The organism is Flavobacterium psychrotolerans (assembly GCF_003097635.1).
Classification (GTDB): Bacteria; Bacteroidota; Bacteroidia; order Flavobacteriales; family Flavobacteriaceae; genus Flavobacterium; species Flavobacterium psychrotolerans.
Genome location: NZ_QCZI01000007.1, coordinates 41574 through 66389, shown reverse-complemented (window position 1 = coordinate 66389; position 24816 = coordinate 41574). Strand labels below are relative to the sequence as shown.

Genomic DNA, 24816 nt, shown 5'->3' with positions numbered 1-24816 from the left:
TAAAGGCGTTACTGTTATGAGTATCGCCTTTTTTTATATCTTAACGTGAACGGAATGGTAGCGTTAAAAAAAGTTACACAACTGACTTTAAGCCTTGAAAATAAAACAAACAAACTAACTACATAATGCCAAAAGACAATTCCATAAAATCGGTTTTAATAATAGGATCAGGACCAATCGTAATCGGGCAAGCCTGCGAATTTGATTATGCGGGTTCACAATCGGCACGTTCCATTCGTGAAGAAGGAATTGAAGTCATCTTAATCAACTCCAATCCAGCAACCATCATGACCGATCCTTCAATGGCAGATCATGTTTATTTATTGCCACTGACCACAAAATCGATCATTCAAATCCTTAAAGAACATCCACAAATTGATGCTGTTTTGCCTACTATGGGAGGACAAACCGCTTTGAATCTTTGCTTGGAAGCCGATGAAAAAGGAATTTGGGAAGATTTTGGAGTAAAATTAATTGGGGTTGATGTCAACGCCATTAATATTACCGAAGACAGAGAGCAGTTTAAAAACCTTCTTAAAAAAATAGGAGTTCCATCTGCTCCTGCAGAAATATGTACCTCTTATCTAAGAGGAAAAGAAATCGCTCAGGAATTTGGTTTCCCCTTAGTAATCCGTCCTTCCTTTACTTTAGGTGGGACCGGAGCGGCAATTGTCTATAAAAAAGAAGATTTTGATGAACTTTTGACCAGAGGTTTAGAAGCATCACCCATTCACGAAGTCTTAATTGATAAGGCTTTAATGGGTTGGAAAGAATACGAATTGGAATTGTTGAGAGATAAAAATGACAATGTTGTGATTATCTGTTCGATTGAAAATATGGATCCAATGGGAATTCATACCGGAGATTCCATTACGGTTGCTCCAGCAATGACCTTGTCTGACACCACCTTCCAAAAAATGCGGGATATGGCGATTTTGATGATGCGTAGCATCGGAAACTTTGCAGGAGGGTGTAACGTGCAATTTGCCGTTTCACCCGACGAAAAAGAAGATATTGTAGCGATTGAGATTAACCCTCGTGTGTCTCGTTCATCAGCTTTGGCATCAAAAGCAACGGGGTATCCTATTGCGAAAATTGCTTCTAAACTGGCTTTGGGGTACAACTTAGACGAATTGCAAAATCAAATTACCAAATCGACTTCGGCATTATTCGAACCGACTTTGGATTACGTAATTGTAAAAATACCACGTTGGAACTTTGATAAATTCGAAGGAGCTGATAGAACGCTAGGACTTCAAATGAAATCGGTTGGTGAAGTAATGGGAATTGGACGTTCGTTCCAAGAAGCCTTGCACAAAGCGACTCAATCTTTAGAAATTAAAAGAAATGGACTGGGAGCTGACGGAAAAGGATATAAAAATTACGAGCAAATTATCGAAAAGCTGACTTTTGCAAGTTGGGATCGTGTTTTTGTGATTTATGATGCCATCGCAATGGGAATTCCGTTGAGTCGTATTCATGAAATCACTAAAATTGATATGTGGTTCTTGAAACAATACGAAGAGTTATATGTTTTAGAGAAAGAGATCTCTACTCATACAATAGATACTTTGCCTAAAGATTTATTACTTGAGGCCAAGCAAAAAGGGTTTGCCGACCGCCAAATTGCCTACATTATGGGGTGTTTGGAAAGTCAGGTTAATAAATTGCGGGAAGAAAAAAATATCAATCGGGTCTACAAATTGGTGGATACCTGTGCAGCCGAATTCAAGGCGCAAACACCTTATTATTATTCGACTTTTGAAGCTGAAATAGAAACGGCGACGGGTGAAATTTACGTTCACAACGAAAGTATCGTTACTCCCAATAAAGAGAAAGTGGTTGTTTTGGGTTCCGGACCCAACCGTATTGGACAAGGAATTGAGTTTGACTATTCTTGCGTTCACGGGGTTTTGGCAGCCAAGGAATGTGGGTATGAAACCATCATGATTAATTGTAATCCTGAAACGGTTTCTACCGATTTTGATACGGCGGACAAATTGTATTTCGAACCTGTTTTTTGGGAACACATTTATGACATTATCCGTCATGAAAAGCCAATTGGTGTCATCGTGCAATTGGGAGGACAAACAGCCTTGAAACTGGCGGAAAAATTATCAAAATACGGAATAAAAATTCTGGGAACCAGCTTTGATGCTTTGGATTTAGCAGAAGACAGAGGCCGTTTTTCGGAACTGTTGACCGAATTGAAAATTCCTTTCCCACAATTTGGAATTGCCGAAACGGCTGATGAAGCTTCCGCTTTAGCAGATACCTTAGATTTTCCATTATTGATTCGTCCCTCTTATGTGTTGGGTGGTCAGGGAATGAAAATTGTCATCAACAAACAAGAATTAGAAGAACATGTCATTAATTTGTTGAAATCGATTCCGGGAAATAAACTGCTTTTAGATCATTATTTAGATGGTGCCATTGAAGCAGAAGCCGATGCGATTTGTGATGGGAAGAATGTGTATATCATTGGAATTATGGAACACATTGAGCCTTGCGGAATCCATTCTGGTGACAGCAATGCCACCTTGCCACCATTTAATTTGGGTGAATTTGTGATGCAGCAAATTAAGGATCACACAAAAAATATCGCTTTGGCTTTACAAACGGTAGGTTTAATCAATATTCAATTTGCGATAAAAAATGATATTGTTTACATCATCGAAGCTAATCCTAGGGCATCTCGAACAGTGCCTTTTATAGCAAAAGCCTACGGAGAACCGTATGTGAACTACGCCACTAAAGTGATGTTAGGTCATAACAAAGTGACGGATTTCAATTTTAATCCGCAGTTGAAAGGATTTGCCATCAAGCAACCCGTTTTCTCATTCAGCAAGTTCCATAATGTCAATAAAGCATTAGGCCCAGAAATGAAATCAACAGGAGAAAGCATTTTGTTTATAGACGACTTGAAAGACGACCAGTTCTACGAATTGTATTCTAGAAGGAAAATGTATTTGAGTAAATAAACTTGGATTTAGTATATGTAAAAAGCCCCGTTTGGGGCTTTTTATTTAAGGCTTTAGCCGTACTATTTTATCATCTTTCAGAACTACTTTTGTGTTGAATAATTTTGGCATGAAATACGACATTAAATTTTAGCCATTACTTAATTGAAACATAAAAGCGGTTTAAACTTTTTGATTGAATCAAAAAAGTTTAGACCGCTTCTAATGTATTTAAGAAAATATCGAACGCTTATTTTACAATCAATTTTTTATGATCTTTTTTTCCGTTGTTTTCTATTTGAACGATATACATTCCGTTTGCAAAATTTGTGGTATCAACAGAAATTTGTTCGTTTGCTGTTTGGGAGTAAATCACTTTTCCCATGAGGTCAAAAATGGTTATTATTGAGCTACTAGGCAGATTTTTTAAATACACCACATTTTCAGCAGGATTAGGATACATGCTTGTTTCTGGTAAAATAATTTGTGATTGTATACTTAATGATTGATCTGAAGTAGTACCACAAATGGTTACATTGCGATGTGTTGGATAAAAAGGATTCGATACTTCATCTTGTGTTGCCCACAAATAAATTCTTAAAACAAAATATTGACCGTCAGGAACAACTCCAACTCCGCTTGGTATTTGGGCTGTAAAGGTTTGTGCACCCGAAGTTGAATAATCAATATTTCCTAAAAAGTAGTTTGTCCAGTTATTACCCGAACCGATTAGATATTCAACGTACCCGTGAATAGCGTTGTTGGTAGCACCGAGCTCCGTATAATCAAATGATACATTTGTAACCGTTAATGTATTGTTTGGTAGCGGTTTTGCATTAAAAGCAATGTATCGACCCGAATCGTAAACTCCTGACATCCAGCTATTAACCGTTAATTTTTGTCCAAAAACAGCATCGTAACCACTTACATACATAACGGGATCATAACCCATACTTGTTGAACATCCGTCGTTAATCATATTGTCAGGCGTATAACCACCACACGGACCTTCAGTTAAATAATTGATTAAACATTTTTCTTCAGGCGTTGGATTTTTACTCGCTTGTTTGTTACCAAAATTAGCATTTGAATAAGTACTTCCTGCTGTTGCTTGTAATAAATGATAGGTAGTGGCAGATGGATAGGTTTGTGTCCATTCTGGTTGCTGGGTTTCAGTTACGTAAAAATTGCCCCCCGATACATTTTCAAAGCAATAATTTCCGTTTTTGTCTGTTAATATCGTTTGGTATTGATTTCCTGAAATTGAGGCTAAATTGATTTGCCAATTAGGAATACCTATCTCATTATTATCCCAAATACCATTATTGTTTTCATCATTAAATTTTGAACCACATACCGTTCCTGAATATGAAGTAGATGCCTTTTGTGTTTTTCCACAAATATTTACGTTGTTATGAACAGCAAACGATGGTGTTGCTGCAATACTTCCGTTTGGTGAATACGGAAAAATTCGAAAAGAAAAAGTACTGCCGTTTGCCACCAAAACACTAAGGGGAGCACTAAATGTTTGTACTGAGGTGCCTTGATAAACAACACCTGTGCCCAAAGAGACGGAAGTTGACCAGTTATCAAGCGAATAGGCTACATCAAAATATAGAATATTGAAATTCATTCCTGAGGCAAGGTTATCACTGTAGTCAAACGATACATTTGTGACTGTTAAATCATTTCCTGCTACTGGTGAAGTGTTAAATTCTACGTATTCAGAAGGGTTTACTCCACCTGCTGTCCAGCCCCAACCACCCATAGGATGCGGTTTTGTAAGCCTTTGCCCTCCATTATAGTCAAATGTTTGCAAAGGTGGTTGTATAATTTCGGATAAGCCGTTTACATTTCCAGTAACAGAAGTAACGGATTGATTATTCGGTAAACTCCAGTTAACACAAGCGGTTTGATCTTGTCCAGGTAACAATTTTACTACCCAATAATCATTATCTCCGTGAGCTCCCGTATAATCTAAATCATTAGAATTTGAAGACAATAGTAAAATATAACCATTATCACTTGTTTTTTGAGCCGAGTAATTTTCATCTACATTTGAGCCATTAAAAATTTTCTCCCATTCGGTATTACCGCTTCCATCTAATTTCATTGTCCGAGATTCAGAAGCCGCAGAATTGGCGTTTTTTGCACAGGCTACAATGTACCCCCCATCGTTCGTTTGTCTTATTTCATTCACTTCATCTGCATTTGCACCGCCAAAACATTGACCCCATGTAACATTACCTAAATTATCTAATTTCATAACCCAAGCGTCGCTACCTCCATGATTACCACTTACATCTCCATTATTAGATGTAGTGCTACCTCCTACAATAAAACCTCCGTCAATAGTTTGCTGAAGAGAATAAATAATATCATCACCTGTTCCTCCATACGTTTTTTGCCACTGTATAGTAGTGCCTGTGGGATCTAATTTAACCAACCAACCATCGGTACTGCCATGATTACTGCTTACATCTCCGTTATTGGAGGTAGTGCTACCACCCACAATATAGCCACCGTCTGCTGTCTGCTGAATGGTGCTGGTATTTTCATCACCTGAACCACCTACAACTTTATTCCACTGTACAGTACCCGAGGCATCTAATTTTACAATATAATAATCATAACCGCCTTGTGTCGCTAAATTTCCAGACGTATAACCAGCTATAATATAGCCGTTATCGGTAGTTTGCCAAACAGAAGTTGCTATATCATACGCATTGCCTCCTAAACTATTATTTGACCATTGAACATTACCAGTACTATCTATTTTCATTACTAAATAATTGGAAAATTGCCCCCAAGTTTCAGCAGTTCCCACCACAATATAACCACCATCGTTAGTTTGCTTGATAGAAGCACTGATTGATTGATAGTCATTATCTCTAATACCATAAGTGTTTTTCCATACAATACTACCTGCACCATCCAATTTCACTATCCAAAGGTTATGGACAGCACTAGTGCCATAATGAATACTACCTGTCAGGTCGCCATCCTGAGAATTACTGTATCCGGATACGATATAACCTCCATCGGCAGTTTGCTGAATAGTGGATGGCAAATCATAACTCTTACCGCCCAAGGCTACTTGCCATTGCACTGGCGGAGGAGTTTGTGCCATTCCTAATACCGTACTTAGTAAGACCAATAAGATTGTAATTTGTTTTTTCATAGTTAGTTTTATTTAAAGGTAAGAAAAAAATATCAACAGTTAATTTTTTGCTAAAAAAGCCAAACACCCAATACGTATTAAAACAAAACAATTATGCTTACGCCTTTATTTTAGAAAATTATGATGCTGTCAGTGACCGTTTTTTGATAAAACTTCTTTTCAGCAATGGCAAGTTAGTGATAATTTTAGTTTTTATCATATTTTTGCCAATTACTTTATACATAAGTGTTAATTTTAACACATTTCTTTTGTAAAAAGTGTATTTATTACTCTATAGCCTGTAGAATTTTCAGCGTTCATAAACATATAAATTCCACCAATGACAAAAATTAGTGAAGCAATTAGTAATAAAAATGATTTTTTTTGCTTGAATAAATTTCTATTTTTTCCATTTTCTAAATTTTTATTTTTCAAGTAGGTGTTTTTCTATTTTTCGTTCTGAGAATATAACGTCTGACGGTAGGACGCTTACAAATAATTATAATCGTTTGTAATTATTTGTAATCCAATTCGTAATCTCAAATATAACCAAATTTCCTTTTGTTTAAGTTTATAAAGTATTTTCTTTAACAACTATTTTCTCGAAAAAGTTGTCGGGACTAATTAGTTCAGTTTTGGCATTAGGGTAACTGTTCGTGAAAGCTTTGGTTATTTTGCCTTTGTTTCCCCATTTCATTTCAAAGGCTGTGATTTGTTGTTCGTCCTGAACGATAAAATCTACTTCTTGCTGTTGTAAAGTCCTCCAAAAATAGTAATTGAAATCCTTTTGTGCATATTCATTGGCTTTAATGATTTCCATAACCACAAAGTTTTCCCATAGCGCACCCACATCATTTCGTAATTCTATGGGCGAAAAATTATCGATAATGGCATTCCGAATTCCTAAATCATAAAAATAGATTTTTCGCATTTTGGTAACCTCTTTTCTTTCATTGGTGGCATAACTTTTTAAACGAAATAACACAAAGGATTTTTCCAATAAATCGATGTAATTATCCACCGTTTCCGACTTCACTTTTAGTTGCATCGCCAGTTCGTTTAGGGAAACTTCGCAACCTATTTGATGCGCCAAGAGTTGTAATAATTTATTCAGCAAATCGGGTTTTCGAATGTCTTTCCAAGCCAAAACATCTTTATAGAGATATTGATTGGCAATGCTTTTTAGATATTTTTTGGCGTGATTTCGGTTGTTCAAAACATCGGGATACATGCCGTAAACCAAATGCCAATTCAGGTTTTCCGTAAATTTCAAAAAACCATTTTTCGTGTATATTTCTTCAACACTCAACGGATATAAATGAAATACAAAATGCCTCCCGGTCAATGGTTCAAAAATTTCGTCTGCAATTTCCAAAGCCGAAGAGCCACTCGCAATAAATTGAACGTCTTTGAGATTGTCAAAAAGCATTTTCAAACACAATCCGATGTTTTTGATTTGTTGGGCTTCGTCTATAAGTACGATTTTATTATCGCCCACAATCTGGCGCAATTTTTCGACTGTGGGTTCCTCAAACAGTTTTTTTATGTGTGATTCTTCTCCATTTAAACTCAAAAAAGGATAAGGTAATTGTTGCAACATCGCTTTTAGCAAGGTCGATTTTCCTACTTGTCTTGCTCCAATAAGTACAAGGACTTTATCTTTAAAAAGCCATTGTGTGAGCGTTTGTATTTGTAATCTTTGATACATAATGAAGCAAAGATAAGAAACATTTGAATATTTAATGGAAATATTAATATTATTTTTTCCAGTATAACAGAAATATTTATACTTATATTTCCATTATATTGTAAAAAATAATAGTTTTAAACGTGATTATTGCGGATTGTCATTATTGCAATTTATAGGCATACACAACTCCTAATTACAACTATTTATTATTTTGTAGGATTCAAATCAGCATCAAAAAAAGTCCCAATAAGAGACTTTATGTTTATTCCGCAGCATAATTTATTTTAAAGTAAAGCATTTATTTTACCAAAAATTCTGTTTTTATGTTGACCGTTTTAGCTACTTTCCAGCTTACCACCGATGGAATTACGATGGCAAATTCGTCTGAATTTACATTAAAATCAGAAATAATTTCGATGCCTCCATCTGTTTTTCGGAGTGTGGCATTGGTGTCGATTTCTTTCTTTTTCCCATGAATTTCCAATTTGCCTTTCATTTTAAATTGTTTTGGGGTAGTTCCAATTATGTTGCTATTGAATCCCTGAATAATGCCTTTAAAAGTGGCTTTTGGATAATCATTACTTTCAATGTAATTTTCATTGAAATGTTCTTCCATCAAGGCCAGTTTGAATCGGAAACCTTTAACCAAAACTAAACACGCAATTTCGCCTGTTTTTGAATTTAATAAACAAGATCCTATATGATTGATTGCCGTCACTTCTTCAAAGCTGGGAACAGAAGCTTCGAAAGTGATTTTGCCGGTTTTGGCAATCATTTTGTCCTGGGCGAACATAACGGTTGTCAAGATTAATGCGCTAATGAGGATTGTTGTTTTCATTTGGAGGTACTATTTTAATATAGCTGCATAGCACACATTCGTATCCGTGGCGATTGATTTTTGGGAATTAGATTAGTTCTTTTTTTACTTTGACACCCTCATAAAGTTAAGGAAAAAATATCAAAAATATTAAAATTATTAGGATTAGTTTTTAATTTTTTTAGAAGAAAATAGACAATATTATCATGTTAGGAATTGGTCTTTTGTAGCGGTTTAGTTTTTTAAATGAGTAGCTTTTGTTGTCAAAGTATTTGAACATTATATTTTTCAAGTTCCTTTAAAACTTCTCTGGAGGAATAATCAAAAGTTTCTTCGTGTTGGTCTCTTTCTTTTTTAATCGCTATCTTTTTTAGACAATTGTAAAAACGCCTCCTTTCCTCTAAGCCCGAAAGGACTAACCCAGGAACCGCGACTGAATTTCCAAATTTGTCTTTGGCCACCATAGTAAAATAGGAGGAATTACAGTGCTTAATTTCTCCGGATTGAATGTTTTCAGAATCTACCCGAATGCCTATCACCATGGATGTTTTACCAACATAATTCACGGATGCTTTCAGGGTAACCAATTCTCCAATTTCAATAGGGCCCAAAAAATCAACCGTGTCCACAGAAGCCGTCACGCAATAGGATCCCGAATATTTTGAGGCACAGGCAAAAGCGATTTGATCCATTAAGGACAAAATATAGCCTCCGTGTATTTTGCCATTAAAATTGGAATGGGAGGGTAACATCAATTGTGAAATAGTGATTTTTGATGCTGCTACGGTTTTAAAATTGAGACTCATCATTTACTATTAAAGGGTGATTTTTCTTTTTCGACATTGATTACAAAATACTTGCTGTCTCCCCACCACGGAAAGGTTCTAAATCGTTCAACATAAGTGACTTTTACATATTGGCCTTGCATTTCTTGTAAGTCTTCAATCACTTTTTTGTCGCGGTCCAGAACGGAAAAAGAGAAGATTTGAGCCCCCGAAATTCCTTGGCTCATTTCGCCTTCCCAGGTTTTGAAAATAACGCCCTTATGGCTCACTTTTATCAATTCGCCAGCTCGAACCCCTTCGCTATAGGTAGCAAAATACAAAAAGGTAAAATAGGCGGTAATTCCTAAAAGGATAGTTAATAACATGTAACCAAGTGTTCTTTTCATTTTTTTGCTAATTTAAAAGTTCAATTTCATCATTTTCAGCTCGTTTCAAGATGCTATCTGGTAGGGATTTCTTGGCCTTGGCCCCCATTTTTTTGAGTTTTTCCACACTCGTGATGAGGTTTCCGTTTCCAGAATAAAGTTTTTTCATAGATTCTTCATAGACTTTTTTTCCTTCGTCCATTTTTTTTCCTACCAAGACTAAATCAGTATAAAACCCTTCAAATTTATCGTATAACGCTCCAGCCTGTCTCGCAATTTCATAGGCGTTTTCCTGTTGCTTTTGGTTGGCCCACATGCTGTCGATGGTTCGTAAAGTGGCCAATAATGTTGATGGAGTAACGATCACAATGTTTTTCTCAAAGGCTTTGTTGTATAAGGCTAAATCCTCATTTAGGGCAACGGCAAAAGCAGGTTCAATAGGAATAAAAAGCAGCACAAAATCGGGGCTTTCTATTTGGTATAAATCTTGGTAATTTTTTTCTCCCAATTGCTCCACATGGCGTTTGATGGAATTGACGTGCTCCTTTAAATAACCGCTTTTTAAAGCATCGTCTTCTTCGTTAATGTATTTTTCATAAGCAGTAAGGGAAACTTTAGAATCAACAATCATCTTTTTTCCGTCAGGTAAATTAATCACCACATCGGGAAAAACGCGCTGTCCGTCACCATTAGTATGCGATTGCTGCACATAATATTCGCGATCTTTTTCCAAACCTGATTTTTCTAAAACGCGTTCCAATACCAGTTCGCCCCAATTTCCCTGCATTTTGCTATCACCTTTTAAGGCTTTGGTCAGGTTGATGGTTTCCTTACTCATTTGCTCGTTCATCTTGCTAAGGCCAATGATTTGTTGGCGTAAAGCTGCATGATAATCAATGCTTTCCTTGTGGGTGTCCTCCACTTTTTTCTCAAAAAGATGAATTTTATCCTGCAAAGGCGTTAGGATGTTTTTCATGTTTTCTTTGTTCTGTTCCGTAAATTTATTCGATTTTTCTTCCAGAATCTTGTTGGCTAGATTTTCGAATTCTTTGGTGAATTTTTCTTGTAGTTTCTCTACTTCGTCCTTTTGTTCTTTGTTGCGTTCCCACAAATTCTCAAAATCGACTTCCTTTTTGGAGAGCTGAATAGCGAGGCTATCTTTTTCATTTCGAATGGCTTCTTTTTCACTGCTGGCAACCAATAGCTGCTTTTCGAAAGCTGTTTTGTCCTTTTCAAGTTGTTCTTTCAGCAAGTTGAATTGTGAAGTTAAGGCAATCCCTTTTTCCTCCAAACTAATTTTTTCGGTTTGGAAACGGGCAGAAAATAGTAGTTTCCCCATAAAAAAACCAAGGGCAAGGGCAACGATAAAAAGAATTAAAAATGGAAATAGATTCGACATAAAAAATACTGTTTTAGTAGAAAGTAAAAGTAAGGAATAATATCAATTGTAGAATTCAAAAGAAGATAATTTCAAAATTGTATTTTTACGCAAAATTATAGCTTTCCCTATGCACCACCATTTCATTATTCACAAACCCTACGGTTATTTGAGCCAGTTCATTTACGAATTAAAGCGCAAAAAGAAATTACTGGGGGAATTGCATGATTTTCCCGCCGGAACCATGGCAATAGGCAGGCTGGACGAAGATTCCGAAGGCTTGCTTTTGCTGACCACCGACGGGAAAATGAGTGAAATAATACGCAGCAGAAAAGTTGATAAAGAATATTACGTTCAGGTGGACGGCATCATTACCCAAGAAGCGATTGAGCGGTTGCAAAACGGAATAGAAATAGGATTTGAAGGCACAAAGTATATCACGAAACCTTGCAAGGCCTTTATTGTAAATGAAATCCCAAATTTTGGACCAAGAGGAAAAAAGATTCGTGATGAACGTCACGGACCCACTTCCTGGGCCTCCATAATTGTTAACGAAGGCAAGTTCCGGCAGGTTCGGAAAATGACCGCTGCTGTGGGATTTCCAACCCTTCGATTGGTTCGCGTTCGCATAGGAAACGTACATCTAAACGATTTAAAAGCTGGAGATGTCCTAGAAGTCCCCAATTTCCCAATAACCTAACAATAAGCACCCAAAAATCAACACCACCCCCAAAATGTTAAACATCGTTTTAGTAGAACCCGAAATCCCAAACAACACTGGAAACATAGGCCGTTTGTGCGTAGGAACCGAAAGTAAATTGCACTTAATTCACCCGTTTGGTTTTGTCATTAACGACAAGAATTTGAAACGTTCCGGATTGGATTATTGGGTACACCTTGATGTCACCGAATACCAAAATGTGGAGGAGTGGACTGCTCAAATACGGGATAAGTCAAGAGTTTTTCTCATGAGCTCTCATGCCAAAACGTCTATTTATGAAGCCAACTTTCAGGATGGCGATTGGTTGGTTTTTGGCAAAGAAAGCGTGGGTTTGAGCGAGGCGGTTCTCCAGTTGTTTCCCAACCATTTAACCATTCCGATGTCTAAATTGATTCGGAGTTTTAACATTGCCAATTCGGTGGCGTTTGTGGTGGGCGAGGCGAAGAGACAGATTTTAATTAATAATGGATAATTGGCAATTGACAATTATCCATTATTCTCTGATGGCGATATTGTTTATTGGGCGATGCTCATGCCAGCAAGGGGAATACCTTTTTCCTTCTATTCCGTCATTTATCTACACAGTCAACTGTTGTAAATTTATATTTTACCCGATCAAAATCTATGGGAGCACCTTTAACAAAATAAGAGGCACCCATAGTGGTTTCTATTTTTCCATTGCCTAAAATGAGTTCGTTTCCTCGCTTTAGAAATGCCATTGGATTTTTGTACGTTGTTTTATTATTCATTCCAGCAATAAACGTGTAGCTAGCAAATAAGGTATCTCCACTAAATTCGCCGTAAATTTTTCCAACCTTGTTCGGCATCTTAAAAACTTTCATCACCATATCACCGCTAATTTTTCCGGTTTTTAAAGTGTTTATTTTTAATTCCACAGTGTCTTTTTCATACAGTGCTTTATAACACTGAACGCTTATCGGCTTTTCAGCCTGGGCTTGAGTGGCTTGATTGTTTTTTGGGCTTTGATTTTTTTTACAGCTTTGGAGTCCAACACAAGCCAAAAGCAAACAAAATAGGCCTAGATTTTTCATAGTAGTACATATTTAGTTAATAAATTGCGGCAATATCCATATCTAATTTACGCATAAATAACGTGCAATGATGCCTATTTTGCATTTAATATTAGTTGAAAATTGTCGCGATAAAACAGTCGTATTGGTAGGGTTCCTTATTCAAAGTGTTCGGTAACGCTCTGCAAAATAGGGGACTCCGTAGCGTGTTACCGAATACTTCACTCTACAGGCACTGATTGCAAATCAGCACTATAGAACCACTTATAGCTGTGACATCTGGGGTTTAATTGTGATTAACTCTGCTCCGTTCGGCTTGCAACCTCGGGTGTAGCTAATCGTGAGGCACCTAATTCTCAGCAACCATTATTTTTGCTAAAGTCACGTTTAAAAAGGATCTTATTATTTCGCGCAATATAGTCGCCCGATAGAATCAAATAGGGATGATTATTCGAATACCCTGCACTGTGGCTTCTTATACTTATTTTGTCGTTAACTTTCAGGCTTTTTAACTGCTCAAATTCCTTAGGAATAAATTGCATCATGTATTCTTCGCCATTAATTTTGACTATAAGCCATTTTGGTCCTGATGATTTCCCCTTTTCGCGCTGAAAAGTAACAGAGGTGACCACAGCCTCCATATTGGTGAACCCCTTTATGTGCTTCTTTATTATATCATAACTGGCATGCACTTTTTTACCTTCAGGAGAAACCTCCCATTCTTTGTACTTTATACCGTCAGGAGAAGCCTCCCATTTTTTCCTTTCATCCAGGTTGGCTTTCTTGTTAGCAATAGACAACGGCTTTGGGTATGGCTTAGTTTCATTTTTAATTTCACGATTAGTAAATACCAGTCCGCTTACCACAACCAGCAGTAAGATCAGCACATAGATGATTTTTTTCATATGTTTCATATCCTTATTAAATTGATACTGCGAATTTACATTGATATTTTTCGGTTTGAGAGATTGGGATTGTAAATAAAAATGTAAACTTTGTAAATAATAAATTGACACTATGCATCTTAGTCGAAATCTCCTCTCCGGAAAACGCAAATTTCTATTTGCATTGCTACTACTCTCATTTATCGGTGTAATCTGTGTGGCTTTCAGCAGTGAGGATAGTGATGACTTTGACTTTGCCAGAAGGGAAGTTTTGCTCCGCAGAATCGGACATGAAATACTGCTACAGTCGGGCGATAGTACATCAAGAGTTCTTCCCATAACAAAGATTGCTGAAAATGAATATCAGATTAGGTTTGAGAATGAGCTTACTTTTCTACCAGACTCCCTAATGAGTATTACCCGGCGTTTTTTGGACAACGCGCCACTCTCAAGTAATTATATTGTTACTGTTCTGAATTGTGATAACTCCAGTATAATCTATGGATATGCTATATCCAAAAATAAAAAAGATGATATTGTAACTTGTAAAGGAAGAAGGCAACCCAAAGCCTGTTATAGGATTAACATTAAATTCAAACCGACAGGAATAACTACAGCAAAAATGGGATATCTTTTGGGCAGCCTGTCATTTTTAGCATTTGTCGGTTTTATTTTTTTGAGAGTTGTTAAACCACGAAAAGCTTTACCTGCCTGTCAACATACTAATAGGTTCGCTTTGGGCTCGGTGTTGTTTGATGCGAAGAATCGGAAACTCATCACAGATGGAAAGACAATAGATCTGACCGGAACGGAAACCCGTGTATTGCTCATTTTCGCATCGTCTCCCAACGAGACCATAGAGCGAAGCCGAATTCAAAAAGAGATATGGGAAGATGAAGGTGTTATAGTGGGACGTAGTCTGGATATGTTCATATCAAAACTTAGAAAAAAACTGGAAATGGATCCGAATATCAAAATTGTTGTTATACGTGGCAAAGGATATAAGCTTGAAATAGCACTTGCTGCGAAGTTGGGAGACTTCGCAGAGCGTTAACGAACACTTCGCAGAGCGGGGTGTAGAGACTTCTCGGAGCGTTACTGAACACTTCGCAGAATGGGCACTGATTGCAAATCAGCGCTAACGAACCGCTTATATATGTGTGACTTCTGGGATTACTAATACATTTCTGGTGCTTTCCATTTTATCTTTTTTTGAATTTCTTCAAAACTAAAGTCTCCAATTTGTAAAATTTCTCCATTATCATTTATATATCCGTGTTTTTTACACACAATCGAGTAGTGGTGACAATCCTCTTCTTTTGCGTGCTTATCCCAAGGGATTTTATCACAACTTTCTCCAATAATTGCTTTGCCTTTATGAAATGAAGTTGCTATTTCAAATTGAGGTTTTATGATAATCTTTCCTTTATAATCGGCAAATCCAATTTTATTATTTTCATCAACAATTCTTATCTTATTCTCAATGATTTCATCAGGCGTAGGTTCTCCAAAACTTGTGTTATAAATTTTAAATAGAATCCTTTCACTACGATCTATTGCAGACCAACCGCTTTCACCCTTTATCATAAAAACAGCAAAATATCTATATCTGTCATCGTTCAATGAAATGACATATTTTGCTGTATCCAATTCTTTTATAGTTTTTCCTTTTTCGTTGACTAAGTAATAAATCGATTTCCAACTTTTTGTTTCCACTTGCTTTATCTTGAACTTTTCTTGACCAAAATTATTGAAGGAAATTAAAAACGTTATTATATAAAAGATGTGTTTCATTTTATGAGATTATTTATAAATTGTCTACAACTCGTATAATACTCACTACAAACTAGCATATCGAATTCCAAATGTACTGAAATAATATTAATTGATTGTAAGAAAACAGGGTCATGTGGGGCACTGGGACTAATCAGGGTTTTACTATCAAAACGTCGTAGCATTTGTCATGGACATTGCTAAAAGCCAATTTGGATAAATCCAACTTCTTTTCTAAAGAGATTTTACCTTTTCAAAACCTGCAGTAACAATTCTTTTTCAGATTCCAGTATTCTTATTTTTCCCTTTAGGGATTCTATTTCCACTATTGCAGCAGTATCTTTCGGGACATCGGTGGTATAATGGCTGGGTAGTTTTGCCGCTATATCTTGGAAGAAATTGTGCTCCAGCCCTACACAAATTTTGAGCATGGTTTCTAAAGGTTTGTTTCTAGTCACCGTGTACCGCAACAAATTCGAGTAGGGCATCCCTATTTTTTTGGCTAATGCCGATTTTGAAATTTTGTTTTTGCTGAAATAATTTCGGAATAATTCTCCGCTGCTAATAGATACTGGATTGCTCATGCTTTTTTTAACAAAAATAGCTTTTTTTAAGTTTACCACTATAAAATATAGGTATCACTTACATAAAATATAGGTATAACCTACATAAAATATAGGCATAACCTACATAAAGTATAGTTATAACCTACGTAAAATATAGGTATAACCTACATAAAGTATAGGTATAACCTACATAAAGTATAGGTATAACCTACATAAAGTATAGGTATCACCTACATAAAGTATAGGAGATCCTATGCAATAGTAAGGAAGGCATAAATGGAATGGGGTATTAGTTAAAATTAAACTTCCCTTTTTCGCTATCAAAAGTGATGTGTTCGTCCTGGAATAAGGTAGCAAAACTTCCTTTCGAAATCAGGTTGCAAGGTTGGTTCTGCTCCACGGTTTGGGGAGTCATGATAATGATTTCGTCGGTCAACTGGATGGCCATATCAATATCATGGGTAGAAAACAGGATGCACTTTCCGGTTTCGTGCGCCAGTTTTTTCAGCAATTTGAATACCGAAACTTTGTGCAACAAATCAAGGTGGGTTGTGGGTTCGTCCAGAATAATTAGGGGAGTGTCTTGTGCCAAAGCCCTTGCAATTAAGACCTTTTGCAGTTGCCCGTCGCTAATTTCATAATGTTTTTTGGTTGCCAAAGAACTGATTTGAGTGAGATGCATCGCCTCGTTGACTTTGGTAATGTCCTGGGGCGTTAGTTTGCCAATCCAGTTCGTGTAGGGTTGTCTGCCAAGGGCAATGAGTTCAAAAACGGTGAGGTTGCTTGGCGGCAATTTTTCGGTAAGTACCAGGCTCATTTGTTGGGCAAGGGCTAAGGGTTCGTATTCCTGTATGTTGGTGTTATTCAAAAAAACGCTTCCCGAAAGTGGTTTTTGGATGCCGGTTAGGGTTCGCAAAAGCGTCGATTTTCCTATACCGTTCGCCCCAATTAAAGCAACGAGTTTTCCTTTTTCTAGGGATATATTTAGATTTTCGGCAATAATGGTGTTCTTGCCTTTGGAATGGTATCCAATGCTGATATTTGAAGTGGAAAGTATTTCTTTGTTATAGGTCATATATAATAAATCAAATTTTTTAAACACATAGAAACATAGATTTTTATTCTTTTGGTAAATTTTTGAAATATTCATTTACTAAAGTTTTCTGTCCTTCTTTGAAAATATTGAAACAATTAAAATTTATTATAATCCCTTTTGGAGCTTTTAAAAGTTTCATATAGGTTTGAAGCTGTGCTTCAATTATAGGGTTTAGTTGCAATACCGATTTTAACTCGACGACCAAACAGTTCTCTACAAATAAATCACATCTAAAATCTACTTCAAGTTCTTTATTTTTATAAATTAAAGGAACTTTCATTTCTGATAAAAAGTTTATTTTTCTAATGGATAATTCTTCCTTTAAGCACTGATGGTAAACACTTTCTAGTAAACCTCTCCCGATGTTTTTATGCACTTCAATTGCAGACCCGATAACCTCGTAAGTCAATTCATCTAAATATTTTTGTGTAATCATTTTAATTTATTGTCATTAATTGTTACTTATTTTTTTAAGACTTATTTCAACGCTTTTCAAATTAGGCTCCAGTGATTTAGATTAGCGCTATGCGGAAAAATAATTTTCTATATTAGTTCTTTCAATTCGTTTTTTTCTATGTTTCTATGTGTTTCAATTTTCACCACACTTTTTCATCATCCCATCATTTTTTGTTTCCGAATCAACAACCAAATCACTATAGGCGCACCAATTATGGATGTAATGGCATTAATAGGCAAAATTAAATCGCTTCCCGGAAAATGGGAGAAGATATCGCAAATCAACATGATGATGGCCCCAAAAAGCAAGGTGCTCCAAAACAATACAGTGTGATTACTGGTTTGAAATGCCAACTTTGCGATATGCGGAACGGCCAGTCCCACAAAGGCTATTGGGCCAGCAAAAGCGGTGATGCTTCCAGCTAAAATGCTTGTGGCAAAAAGAATAATTAATCGGGATTTGGAGTAATTCAAGCCGAGACTTTTGGCATAATTTTCTCCAAGAAGCAAGGCATTCAAAGGTTTTATGCTGAAAAGACTTAAAAGCAATCCTACGAAAACCGAAATGGATAAAATGGATATGGAGGTCCATGATAGATTTCCGATGTTGCCGAGGGACCAAAAAGTGAATTTCTGCAATTGTTCGGCGGTGCTAAAGTAGGTGAGTACCCCTACAATGGCGCTGGTAAAACTGCCGAACATTAACCCCACAATCAGGATGGCCATGGTGTCGCGCAAGCGGTGCGAAACAAATAAAACGGCTAATAAAACCAGAAAACTCCCTAGACAGGAAGCAAGAACAATTCCGTAAGAAGACAATAGGAGCGAGGTGGCAAATTCCGGTAAAAGGCCTGCCCCAAGCACCACAAAGGCAACTCCCAAACTCGATCCCGAACTCAAACCCAAAACATAAGGCCCTGCCAATGGATTCCGGAAAAGCGTTTGCATCAACAAACCACTAATAGACAATCCCATCCCCACGAGAACGGCCGTGATGGCTTTGGGCAAACGATAATTAAGGATAATATACTGCCAGGTTTCTTTGGATAGATTCTCGCCAATCAGGCTTTTGAAAACTTCCTTGATGGGAATGGCAACCGACCCCAAACTGATATTCAATAGGAATAGGAATAGCAATAACAGGGTTAAAACTAGGAATAAAGTGTTATTTCGTTTGGAGTTTTGCATTTATTTTAAGGGCTCAAAGAAAAACAATTTATAGTCAGGTAACAACTCCGGATGCACAATTTTCAAAATGTCCTTCAAAACTAAATCGGGACGGTTGGGCGCTAATTCATAATAAATGACGCCGCCAGTTTTTCCTTTTTTGGAACTGAAGGAGTATACTTTTTTGTTTTTGAAAGCGCTGAATTGCATGTAATGGGCGTTGGCATCGGCCATTTCTTTGAAGGAAGTGAATTGTCCCGGACCAATCCAAAAATCGGCATCCTTTGCTTTTTCCAAAACGGTTTCAAAGGAAAGCGCCAGACTACCGGTTCCGTTTGTTTCTTTCCAAAGATAATCCGCAAAAGCGTCTTTTATAAAATAGCTTCCCCAGGAGTTTCCTTGTGGCATAAACCATTGGTTTTCATAAATGGCTCCGGCAAAAACGGTTGGTTTTGTTTTGGCTTTCAACGCCAGTTCCATTGTTTTTTTATATTCATTTTCGATGGTCGTGAAAATGGAATTTGCTTTTTTGTCCAAACCGTATATGGCTCCAAAAAACTTAATCCATTCGGCTTTTCCCAAAGGGGTTTCCTCGTTCCAGTCACCGTTGAGCATTACTTTTAAACCGCTTTTTTGGAGATTGTCTAGCGCGGGATTGTTGTTGTCAATACCGTAACCAATGATTAAATCGGGTGCGCTGTCTAATAAAACTTCGGTGTTTAAATCTTGGTTGTTGCCCAATTCCCTGATTTTCCCCTGTTCAATTCGGGTTCGGACTTTCTCGGAAGAAATGTATTCCAAATGCGGAAAACCGATGAGTGAATTTTCGACGCCCAGCATTTCCAGGGAAGGAATATGGGTTGTTGAGGTCACTACAATTGTTTGTATCGGCACCGCAATTGTGGTATATTGTTTTAAACTGTCGGGAACAATTCCGTTTTTTTCTTTAAGGATGTAGGTGAAGTTCTGGTTTGCTTTCGGCCAGGGATTGGAAACGTTTACAACCGAAAAGCCTTTGTATTTATAGATAGAAAAACCTTTGGCATAATGAATTTGATTTTCCGAATTTGTTTTTTTTGCCGCAACGGAATTGCTATCATTTTGTTTGCATTCCGTGAGGGAAAGCGCCAATAAGAACAGTGTAAATTTCAGGAAAAATGATTTCATCGGATGGGTTTCAAAAACGCAAAGGTATATGTAATCACATTTAAAAATCAAAAATAATTATTTATTCAAATGATAAAACTATATTTGCACCCGAATTAAGGTTGTGATTTTATTTTTAGAATCACATTAAAAGGGAATTAGGTTCAAAACCTAAGCTGTTCCCGCAACTGTAAGCTATTAAGCTTGTTGTTATCTACAAAAACCACTGTCACGCCTTGCGTGGTGGGAAGGCAAACAACAAGACGCAAGCCAGGAGACCTGCCTTTTTTCTTAACGAATATCGAACTTTCGGGAAAAAAGGTTCAGGAATTATGACTTTAAGAAAACTATTTGTTGGTTGTTTTGTATTTGGTTGCCAATTCATTTCGGCACAAAACGACAGTATCGTACCATTAAGGGAAGTAATCGTGTCCGATGCACAGCTCAAAAACTTCTCCCAAACTCAATCGGTTTCTGTACTTAATGATTCTGTCATCAAGAAAAACCAGTCGTCATTAACCTCATTGCTCAATTACAATTCGGCAATTTATTTCAAGGAAAATGGCTTGGGCATGGTTTCTTCCCCTTCCTTTAGGGGAACAACGGCACAACAAACAGCCGTGATTTGGAACGGAATCAACATCAATTCGCAGCTCAACGGACAAACCGATTTTAATACCATTACGACACGGGATTTTGACAATGTGGCGGTTCGTGCCGGAGGCGGAAGTGCCATTTACGGTAGCGGTGCCATTGGCGGAAGCATTCATCTCAACAACGACATGGTTTTTAGAGAGCAGTTTACAAACGAATTGCTACTTAATTGTGGCAGTTTCCACTTTATTGGAGCCAATTATAAAATTAGGGCTTCTACTGAAAAAGCGAGTACTCAGATTAGTGTTTCGAGAAACTCATCGGATAATGATTATAAATATTTGGACACGAATCGGAAAAACGAGAACGGACAGTTTCAGAACACCAGTATCCATGCGAATTTTGGGTATCAATTAAATCCTGCTACTATTTTGAAATTTTACAGTCAGCTTTTTGAAGGGGAAAGACATTTTTCGGGAACGTTGGCCGCACCGTCAAAAAGTAAATATCGGAATTTGGATACCCGAAATTTGATGGAATGGGATGGGGTGTTTCATTCATTTGTATCCAAATTTAAATTGGCCTTTTTGGGGGAACAGTACACTTATTTTGAAGACAAAGACCAATCCTTTTATACTACGGGACGGGCAGAAACGGTTGTTGTTAAACACGATTTGACGTATAAAGTAAATGCAAAATTGATATTTAATTCTATTGTAGATTTTACTCAAACCAAAGGATTTGGTTCGGATGTGTTGGCGCATAAACGTCAAATTGCATCTGGAATTTTTTTGATGAAGCTCCACGTTTTCAAACAGCTTCAATACGAAATCAGTGTAAGAAAAGAAGACACCCAAAACTATAAAAGTCCTTTTTTATACGCAATTGGGACAAAATACGATGTTACAAAAAATTATAATTTGAAATTGAATTTCTCCAGAAATTTCAGAATTCCAACTTTCAATGATTTGTATTGGAAAGGCAGCGGTAATGCCAGTTTAAATCCGGAAGATGCCTATCAGTTTGAAGTGGGACAAGAAATGGTTTTTAAAAACATTCGAATTTCCGCAACGGGGTTTTACAATAAAATTGAAAATATGATTAGCTGGAAGCCCAACACATCAGGGGTTTGGCGGCCAGAAAACACGAATAAAGTTCATGCCTACGGTATGGAATCTAATTTGAACCTGAATGAAAAAATCGGGAAGCATAACCTCAATTTACAGGCAAATTATGCCTATACCGTTTCTGAAAATCAGGAAACAAAAAAACAGTTGATCTATACTCCATTTCATAAAATGATCACTTCACTGGAGTATTCGTACAATAAAACGGCTATTTATTGTCAGTTTTTGTATAACGGAAAAGTTTTTACCTCTTCGGATAATTTCTATAAACTCCAGGAATACAAAGTTTTCAATATGGGGTTTGATTATGATTTTGGCAAATCAAAAACCTATAAAATAGGCTTTCAGATTTTGAATTTGTTTAACGAAAAATATCAAAGCGTGTCCATGCGCCCTATGCCAGGCATAAATTTTAATATTAATATGAACCTTAAATTATAACAACATGAATTTTAAGAAAGTAATTCTTCTAGCCCTTTTGAGTCCAATTTTTCTCGTTTCTTGTACCAAAGACGAAGATCCTATTATTGAAACTCCGCTTGGAGCTTATGACAATGGAATATTGATTTTGAATCAAGGCGGGTTTAATAAAGGGAATGCATCGATTTCCTATCTATCGAATGATTTTTCGACATTACAAAACAACATTTTTTCTTTGGTGAACCCAACATTAATCTTAGGAGACGTAGCCCAAAATATGGCGATTTATGGCGATTTGGCGTTTATTGTGGCAAATATTTCCAATAAAATTGAAGTGGTAAATCGGTATACGATGGCGCATGTTGCCACAATTACTACGGGTATGAACAATCCCAGATATATTGCTTTTGCAAATGGGAAAGGATATGTGACCAATTGGGGTAATGGAAGTAGTGTTTCGGATGATTTTGTTGCCGTTTTAGATTTGACAAACTACACTGTTTCGGGAACGATTTCAGTTGTTGAGGGGCCAGATAAAATAATTGAAAACAATGGTTACCTGTATGTTGCCCATTCCGGAGGGTTTGGATATGGAAACACGATTTCGGTAATCAATACCATTTCGGATGCAGTAACTTCGACTATAAATGTTGGAGATGTTCCTAATTCTATGGAAATTAATAACGGTTCGTTATATGTTCTTTGTGAAGGAAAATCGTCTTGGTCAGGAGCTGAAACCGCCGGGGAATTGGATAAAGTTGACTTGGGAACAAATACAGTGACCAGCAGTATCAATTTTTCCTTAACCGCCCATCCGTCTAATTTAGACATTGATAATGAAAAGTTGTATTATACTTCGGGTTCTTCAGTTTATTCTATGGGTATTGCCGCTACAACTTTACCCACTTCTGCTTTGCTTACTATTTCCGCTCAAGGGGGTAACACTATTTATAGTTTTGCTGTAAAAAACAATTATATTTATGTAGGAGATGCCGGAGATTTCAGTGCCAACGGAAAAGTCTTTACCTATTTTTCTTCGGGAACTTATGTGCATTCCCATACTGTGGGGGTTATCCCGGCGGGTTTTTGTTTTAACAAATAAGTACAGTGAAATTATTCAAAAAAAGCTTTCTGTAACGGAAAGCTTTTTTTATGCGGTTACTTCAAAAATCCTTCCAGAGCGGAATCAACATACATTTCGCTTTTCAATCGCTTTTCGGGTTGATTACCAATAACATTTTCGAAGACTTTTGCTGGATTTTTTGGTATTCTTCTGCCTCCTCCTGAAATTTTGACAATGGCAGTATTCAATAGAGGTTCATTGCCATCACCAAGAATCCCCATATTGGATACATCTTCTTTTAACAAACTATCGGGTTGTAAACCTGTAATATAATCCCCAAAACCCACTTTGTTAACGATTTTCAAAACTAGAGGTTGCATGGCGTAGTGATGGGATGGGTTTATATCCTTTTTTGTAAATGTTGGAGAATCGTATAAAGTGATGGAACCTACATTTTTTCCGGTGGTTACATCGCCAATTTGCACGACATTAATATAGGGCTTTAATCCATTTATGACCAATTCACTGGCCGATGCCGTGCTTTTTGAAGTAAGAATATAAATTTTGCTTAGATTCAAAGAATTTAGGGCAGCGTTCGTGTTGATCCTATTGGTAAATAAATTAGACAGGCCTCCCGTATTTTTGGAACTAAAATAGGCTTCTGCCTTTGCATTCCACTGTTGTTTGGCAAAAACCTGTCCCGTAAATTGCCCCGTAATCATGCTGGCCAGTCGGGTTGCCGTTGCCACGGAACCGCCGGAATTGTAACGCAAATCCAGAACAAAGTCGGTAATTCCTTGCGATTTTAGTTGGCCAAAGGCATTGTTCAGTTGATTTTCATAGTTGGGGTAAAAGCCGTTGTACATCAAATAACCAATTTTGTGAGTGCCATTTTCTATGACTTTATTGATTAAAACGGGATTTTCAGACAATACGGTTTTTGTTAAGTTGACCGATCGGGAATTCGGAGTAATGTTTCCGTTGTCATAATCGGCCAGATTAAGAGTATAGGCTTCATTTCCTAAAAGAGTATTGATATTGCTTTTATTGAGGGGTTCTCCATTTACCGCATAAAAAATATCGCCTCTGTGAATGTCTTTTTTACTGGCATCAGAATTTGGGATGACATAACGAACCACACCAAATATGGAAGTTGCGGAGGCATCTTTGTAATAGAATCCAGATTCCAAGCCGTCATTTTTTGTGGTTCCGGATAAAATGCCTTCCAATTGCGTATAATCCGAAAAGAGAACACTAAACCGGTCTATTGCCTCACCAACGGGGAATTTACTTTTAGGTTTATTTAACAAGTCTTGAAATAAATCTTCAGGTATTGGGTGTGCATATAAAAAGCCATTCAAATCCTGTTGGTTCCTAAATTGGGTATCTGCCAAATTCGGAACATCGGCTTGCCATAAATAATACAAATTTAGTCCCTTCCATACAAAATCATTCACTTTTAAATCACTTGGAGTTGATGCGTAGTTATAGTCTTCGCAGCCTTGAAAAGTAAAAAAAAGCAGAAATGATAAAAGTATAAATTTGGGAGGTATTCTCATGGTTGTAATTTTTGATATTTAATCAACGTAAAAATACTAACTTTAGTTTTATTTTATC

22 protein-coding genes and 1 riboswitch are annotated in these 24816 nt (G+C 36.9%); of the genes, 6 read left to right on the top strand and 16 right to left on the bottom strand.

Features of this window, described 5'->3' with window-relative positions; all coding sequences use genetic code 11:
* Window positions 1-125 precede the first annotated feature (125 nt).
* Entirely contained in the window at window positions 126-2981 is a 2856-nt protein-coding gene (carB, locus tag DB895_RS07195) for a carbamoyl-phosphate synthase large subunit (RefSeq protein WP_116724686.1), read from the top strand.
* 229 nt (window positions 2982-3210) lie between these two features.
* On the opposite strand, the gene DB895_RS07190 is transcribed toward carB, so the two are convergent.
* The 7 genes from DB895_RS07190 to rmuC all read right to left on the bottom strand — a co-directional run bounded on the left by DB895_RS07190 (window position 3211) and on the right by rmuC (window position 11176).
* Window positions 3211-6141, bottom strand: a complete 2931-nt coding sequence (locus DB895_RS07190) for a T9SS type A sorting domain-containing protein (RefSeq protein WP_116724685.1) — start codon at window positions 6139-6141, stop codon at window positions 3211-3213.
* 234 nt (window positions 6142-6375) lie between these two features.
* Window positions 6376-6555, bottom strand: coding sequence for a hypothetical protein (locus DB895_RS14255; RefSeq protein WP_166426943.1), 180 nt, complete (start codon window positions 6553-6555; stop codon window positions 6376-6378).
* A gap of 136 nt (window positions 6556-6691) precedes the next feature.
* Window positions 6692-7828: an ATP-binding protein gene (locus tag DB895_RS07180; RefSeq protein ID WP_116724683.1), complete on the bottom strand. Its 1137-nt coding sequence runs from the start codon at window positions 7826-7828 to the stop codon at window positions 6692-6694.
* A 280-nt stretch (window positions 7829-8108) separates the two neighbouring features.
* Window positions 8109-8648, bottom strand: coding sequence for a YceI family protein (locus DB895_RS07175; protein WP_243694639.1), 540 nt, complete (start codon window positions 8646-8648; stop codon window positions 8109-8111).
* Between the two features lie 242 nt (window positions 8649-8890).
* Window positions 8891-9433, bottom strand: coding sequence for an acyl-CoA thioesterase (locus DB895_RS07170; RefSeq protein WP_116724760.1), 543 nt, complete (start codon window positions 9431-9433; stop codon window positions 8891-8893).
* Entirely contained in the window at window positions 9433-9798 is a 366-nt protein-coding gene (locus DB895_RS07165) for a 6-phosphogluconate dehydrogenase (RefSeq protein ID WP_116724681.1), read from the bottom strand. The genes DB895_RS07170 and DB895_RS07165 overlap by 1 nt, the downstream gene beginning before the upstream one ends.
* Before the next feature lie 7 nt (window positions 9799-9805).
* On the bottom strand, window positions 9806-11176 hold the full coding sequence (gene rmuC, locus DB895_RS07160; protein ID WP_116724680.1) for a DNA recombination protein RmuC: 1371 nt from the start codon (window positions 11174-11176) through the stop codon (window positions 9806-9808).
* A gap of 109 nt (window positions 11177-11285) precedes the next feature.
* Between rmuC and DB895_RS07155 the strand changes: the two genes are divergently transcribed.
* Both DB895_RS07155 and DB895_RS07150 read left to right on the top strand, forming a co-directional pair.
* Window positions 11286-11855, top strand: coding sequence for a pseudouridine synthase (locus DB895_RS07155; protein WP_116724679.1), 570 nt, complete (start codon window positions 11286-11288; stop codon window positions 11853-11855).
* 34 nt (window positions 11856-11889) lie between these two features.
* On the top strand, window positions 11890-12348 hold the full coding sequence (locus DB895_RS07150; RefSeq protein WP_116724678.1) for a tRNA (cytidine(34)-2'-O)-methyltransferase: 459 nt from the start codon (window positions 11890-11892) through the stop codon (window positions 12346-12348).
* A gap of 97 nt (window positions 12349-12445) precedes the next feature.
* On the opposite strand, the gene DB895_RS07145 is transcribed toward DB895_RS07150, so the two are convergent.
* Together DB895_RS07145 and DB895_RS07140 are read right to left on the bottom strand one after the other, a co-directional pair.
* Complete coding sequence (locus DB895_RS07145; protein WP_116724677.1) at window positions 12446-12928, bottom strand: hypothetical protein; 483 nt, start codon at window positions 12926-12928, stop codon at window positions 12446-12448.
* Between the two features lie 335 nt (window positions 12929-13263).
* The gene (locus tag DB895_RS07140; RefSeq protein ID WP_116724759.1) at window positions 13264-13812 is read right to left on the bottom strand and encodes a hypothetical protein; all 549 of its coding nucleotides are present in this window, start codon (window positions 13810-13812) and stop codon (window positions 13264-13266) included.
* A gap of 163 nt (window positions 13813-13975) precedes the next feature.
* Here DB895_RS07140 and DB895_RS07135 point away from each other — a divergent pair, with 163 nt between their 5' ends.
* A complete protein-coding gene (locus DB895_RS07135) occupies window positions 13976-14845 on the top strand; it encodes a winged helix-turn-helix domain-containing protein (protein WP_243694638.1) in 870 nt (289 codons plus the stop codon).
* Between the two features lie 122 nt (window positions 14846-14967).
* Here DB895_RS07135 and DB895_RS07130 read toward each other — a convergent pair whose 3' ends face one another.
* The 6 genes from DB895_RS07130 to DB895_RS07105 form a co-directional block, all read right to left on the bottom strand.
* The gene (locus tag DB895_RS07130; RefSeq protein ID WP_116724675.1) at window positions 14968-15585 is read right to left on the bottom strand and encodes a WG repeat-containing protein; all 618 of its coding nucleotides are present in this window, start codon (window positions 15583-15585) and stop codon (window positions 14968-14970) included.
* 224 nt (window positions 15586-15809) lie between these two features.
* Window positions 15810-16148 (bottom strand): hypothetical protein, encoded by a 339-nt coding sequence (locus DB895_RS07125; protein ID WP_133242654.1) that lies wholly within the window; start codon window positions 16146-16148, stop codon window positions 15810-15812.
* 271 nt (window positions 16149-16419) lie between these two features.
* Window positions 16420-17205 (bottom strand): ABC transporter ATP-binding protein, encoded by a 786-nt coding sequence (locus tag DB895_RS07120; RefSeq protein WP_116724758.1) that lies wholly within the window; start codon window positions 17203-17205, stop codon window positions 16420-16422.
* A 43-nt stretch (window positions 17206-17248) separates the two neighbouring features.
* On the bottom strand, window positions 17249-17662 hold the full coding sequence (locus DB895_RS07115) for a GxxExxY protein (protein WP_116724673.1): 414 nt from the start codon (window positions 17660-17662) through the stop codon (window positions 17249-17251).
* A 176-nt stretch (window positions 17663-17838) separates the two neighbouring features.
* A complete protein-coding gene (locus tag DB895_RS07110; protein ID WP_116724672.1) occupies window positions 17839-18870 on the bottom strand; it encodes an iron ABC transporter permease in 1032 nt (343 codons plus the stop codon).
* Entirely contained in the window at window positions 18871-20016 is a 1146-nt protein-coding gene (locus tag DB895_RS07105) for an ABC transporter substrate-binding protein (protein ID WP_116724671.1), read from the bottom strand.
* 81 nt (window positions 20017-20097) lie between these two features.
* Window positions 20098-20296: riboswitch (cobalamin riboswitch) on the top strand.
* A gap of 31 nt (window positions 20297-20327) precedes the next feature.
* Here DB895_RS07105 and DB895_RS07100 point away from each other — a divergent pair.
* Complete coding sequence (locus DB895_RS07100) at window positions 20328-22157, top strand: TonB-dependent receptor plug domain-containing protein (RefSeq protein WP_116724757.1); 1830 nt, start codon at window positions 20328-20330, stop codon at window positions 22155-22157.
* Window positions 22158-22161: 4 nt separating this feature from the next.
* Window positions 22162-23238 (top strand): YncE family protein, encoded by a 1077-nt coding sequence (locus DB895_RS07095; RefSeq protein ID WP_116724670.1) that lies wholly within the window; start codon window positions 22162-22164, stop codon window positions 23236-23238.
* Between the two features lie 56 nt (window positions 23239-23294).
* Here the strand turns inward: DB895_RS07095 and DB895_RS07090 are convergent, their stop codons facing one another.
* Window positions 23295-24758 (bottom strand): S41 family peptidase, encoded by a 1464-nt coding sequence (locus tag DB895_RS07090; protein ID WP_116724669.1) that lies wholly within the window; start codon window positions 24756-24758, stop codon window positions 23295-23297.
* Between the last annotated feature and the right edge of the window lie 58 nt (window positions 24759-24816).

Bases quoted from the DNA above. Each gene is read 5' to 3' on its own strand.
- carB (WP_116724686.1), top strand. From the start codon at position 126: ATGCCAAAAGACAATTCCATAAAATCGGTTTTAATAATAGGATCAGGA.
- DB895_RS07190 (WP_116724685.1), bottom strand. From the start codon at position 6,141: ATGAAAAAACAAATTACAATCTTATTGGTCTTACTAAGTACGGTATTA.
- DB895_RS07180 (WP_116724683.1), bottom strand. From the start codon at position 7,828: ATGTATCAAAGATTACAAATACAAACGCTCACACAATGGCTTTTTAAA.
- DB895_RS07175 (WP_243694639.1), bottom strand. From the start codon at position 8,648: ATGAAAACAACAATCCTCATTAGCGCATTAATCTTGACAACCGTTATG.
- DB895_RS07170 (WP_116724760.1), bottom strand. From the start codon at position 9,433: ATGAGTCTCAATTTTAAAACCGTAGCAGCATCAAAAATCACTATTTCA.
- DB895_RS07165 (WP_116724681.1), bottom strand. From the start codon at position 9,798: ATGAAAAGAACACTTGGTTACATGTTATTAACTATCCTTTTAGGAATT.
- rmuC (WP_116724680.1), bottom strand. From the start codon at position 11,176: ATGTCGAATCTATTTCCATTTTTAATTCTTTTTATCGTTGCCCTTGCC.
- DB895_RS07155 (WP_116724679.1), top strand. From the start codon at position 11,286: ATGCACCACCATTTCATTATTCACAAACCCTACGGTTATTTGAGCCAG.
- DB895_RS07150 (WP_116724678.1), top strand. From the start codon at position 11,890: ATGTTAAACATCGTTTTAGTAGAACCCGAAATCCCAAACAACACTGGA.
- DB895_RS07145 (WP_116724677.1), bottom strand. From the start codon at position 12,928: ATGAAAAATCTAGGCCTATTTTGTTTGCTTTTGGCTTGTGTTGGACTC.
- DB895_RS07140 (WP_116724759.1), bottom strand. From the start codon at position 13,812: ATGAAAAAAATCATCTATGTGCTGATCTTACTGCTGGTTGTGGTAAGC.
- DB895_RS07130 (WP_116724675.1), bottom strand. From the start codon at position 15,585: ATGAAACACATCTTTTATATAATAACGTTTTTAATTTCCTTCAATAAT.
- DB895_RS07125 (WP_133242654.1), bottom strand. From the start codon at position 16,148: ATGAGCAATCCAGTATCTATTAGCAGCGGAGAATTATTCCGAAATTAT.
- DB895_RS07120 (WP_116724758.1), bottom strand. From the start codon at position 17,205: ATGACCTATAACAAAGAAATACTTTCCACTTCAAATATCAGCATTGGA.
- DB895_RS07115 (WP_116724673.1), bottom strand. From the start codon at position 17,662: ATGATTACACAAAAATATTTAGATGAATTGACTTACGAGGTTATCGGG.
- DB895_RS07110 (WP_116724672.1), bottom strand. From the start codon at position 18,870: ATGCAAAACTCCAAACGAAATAACACTTTATTCCTAGTTTTAACCCTG.
- DB895_RS07105 (WP_116724671.1), bottom strand. From the start codon at position 20,016: ATGAAATCATTTTTCCTGAAATTTACACTGTTCTTATTGGCGCTTTCC.
- DB895_RS07100 (WP_116724757.1), top strand. From the start codon at position 20,328: ATGACTTTAAGAAAACTATTTGTTGGTTGTTTTGTATTTGGTTGCCAA.
- DB895_RS07095 (WP_116724670.1), top strand. From the start codon at position 22,162: ATGAATTTTAAGAAAGTAATTCTTCTAGCCCTTTTGAGTCCAATTTTT.
- DB895_RS07090 (WP_116724669.1), bottom strand. From the start codon at position 24,758: ATGAGAATACCTCCCAAATTTATACTTTTATCATTTCTGCTTTTTTTT.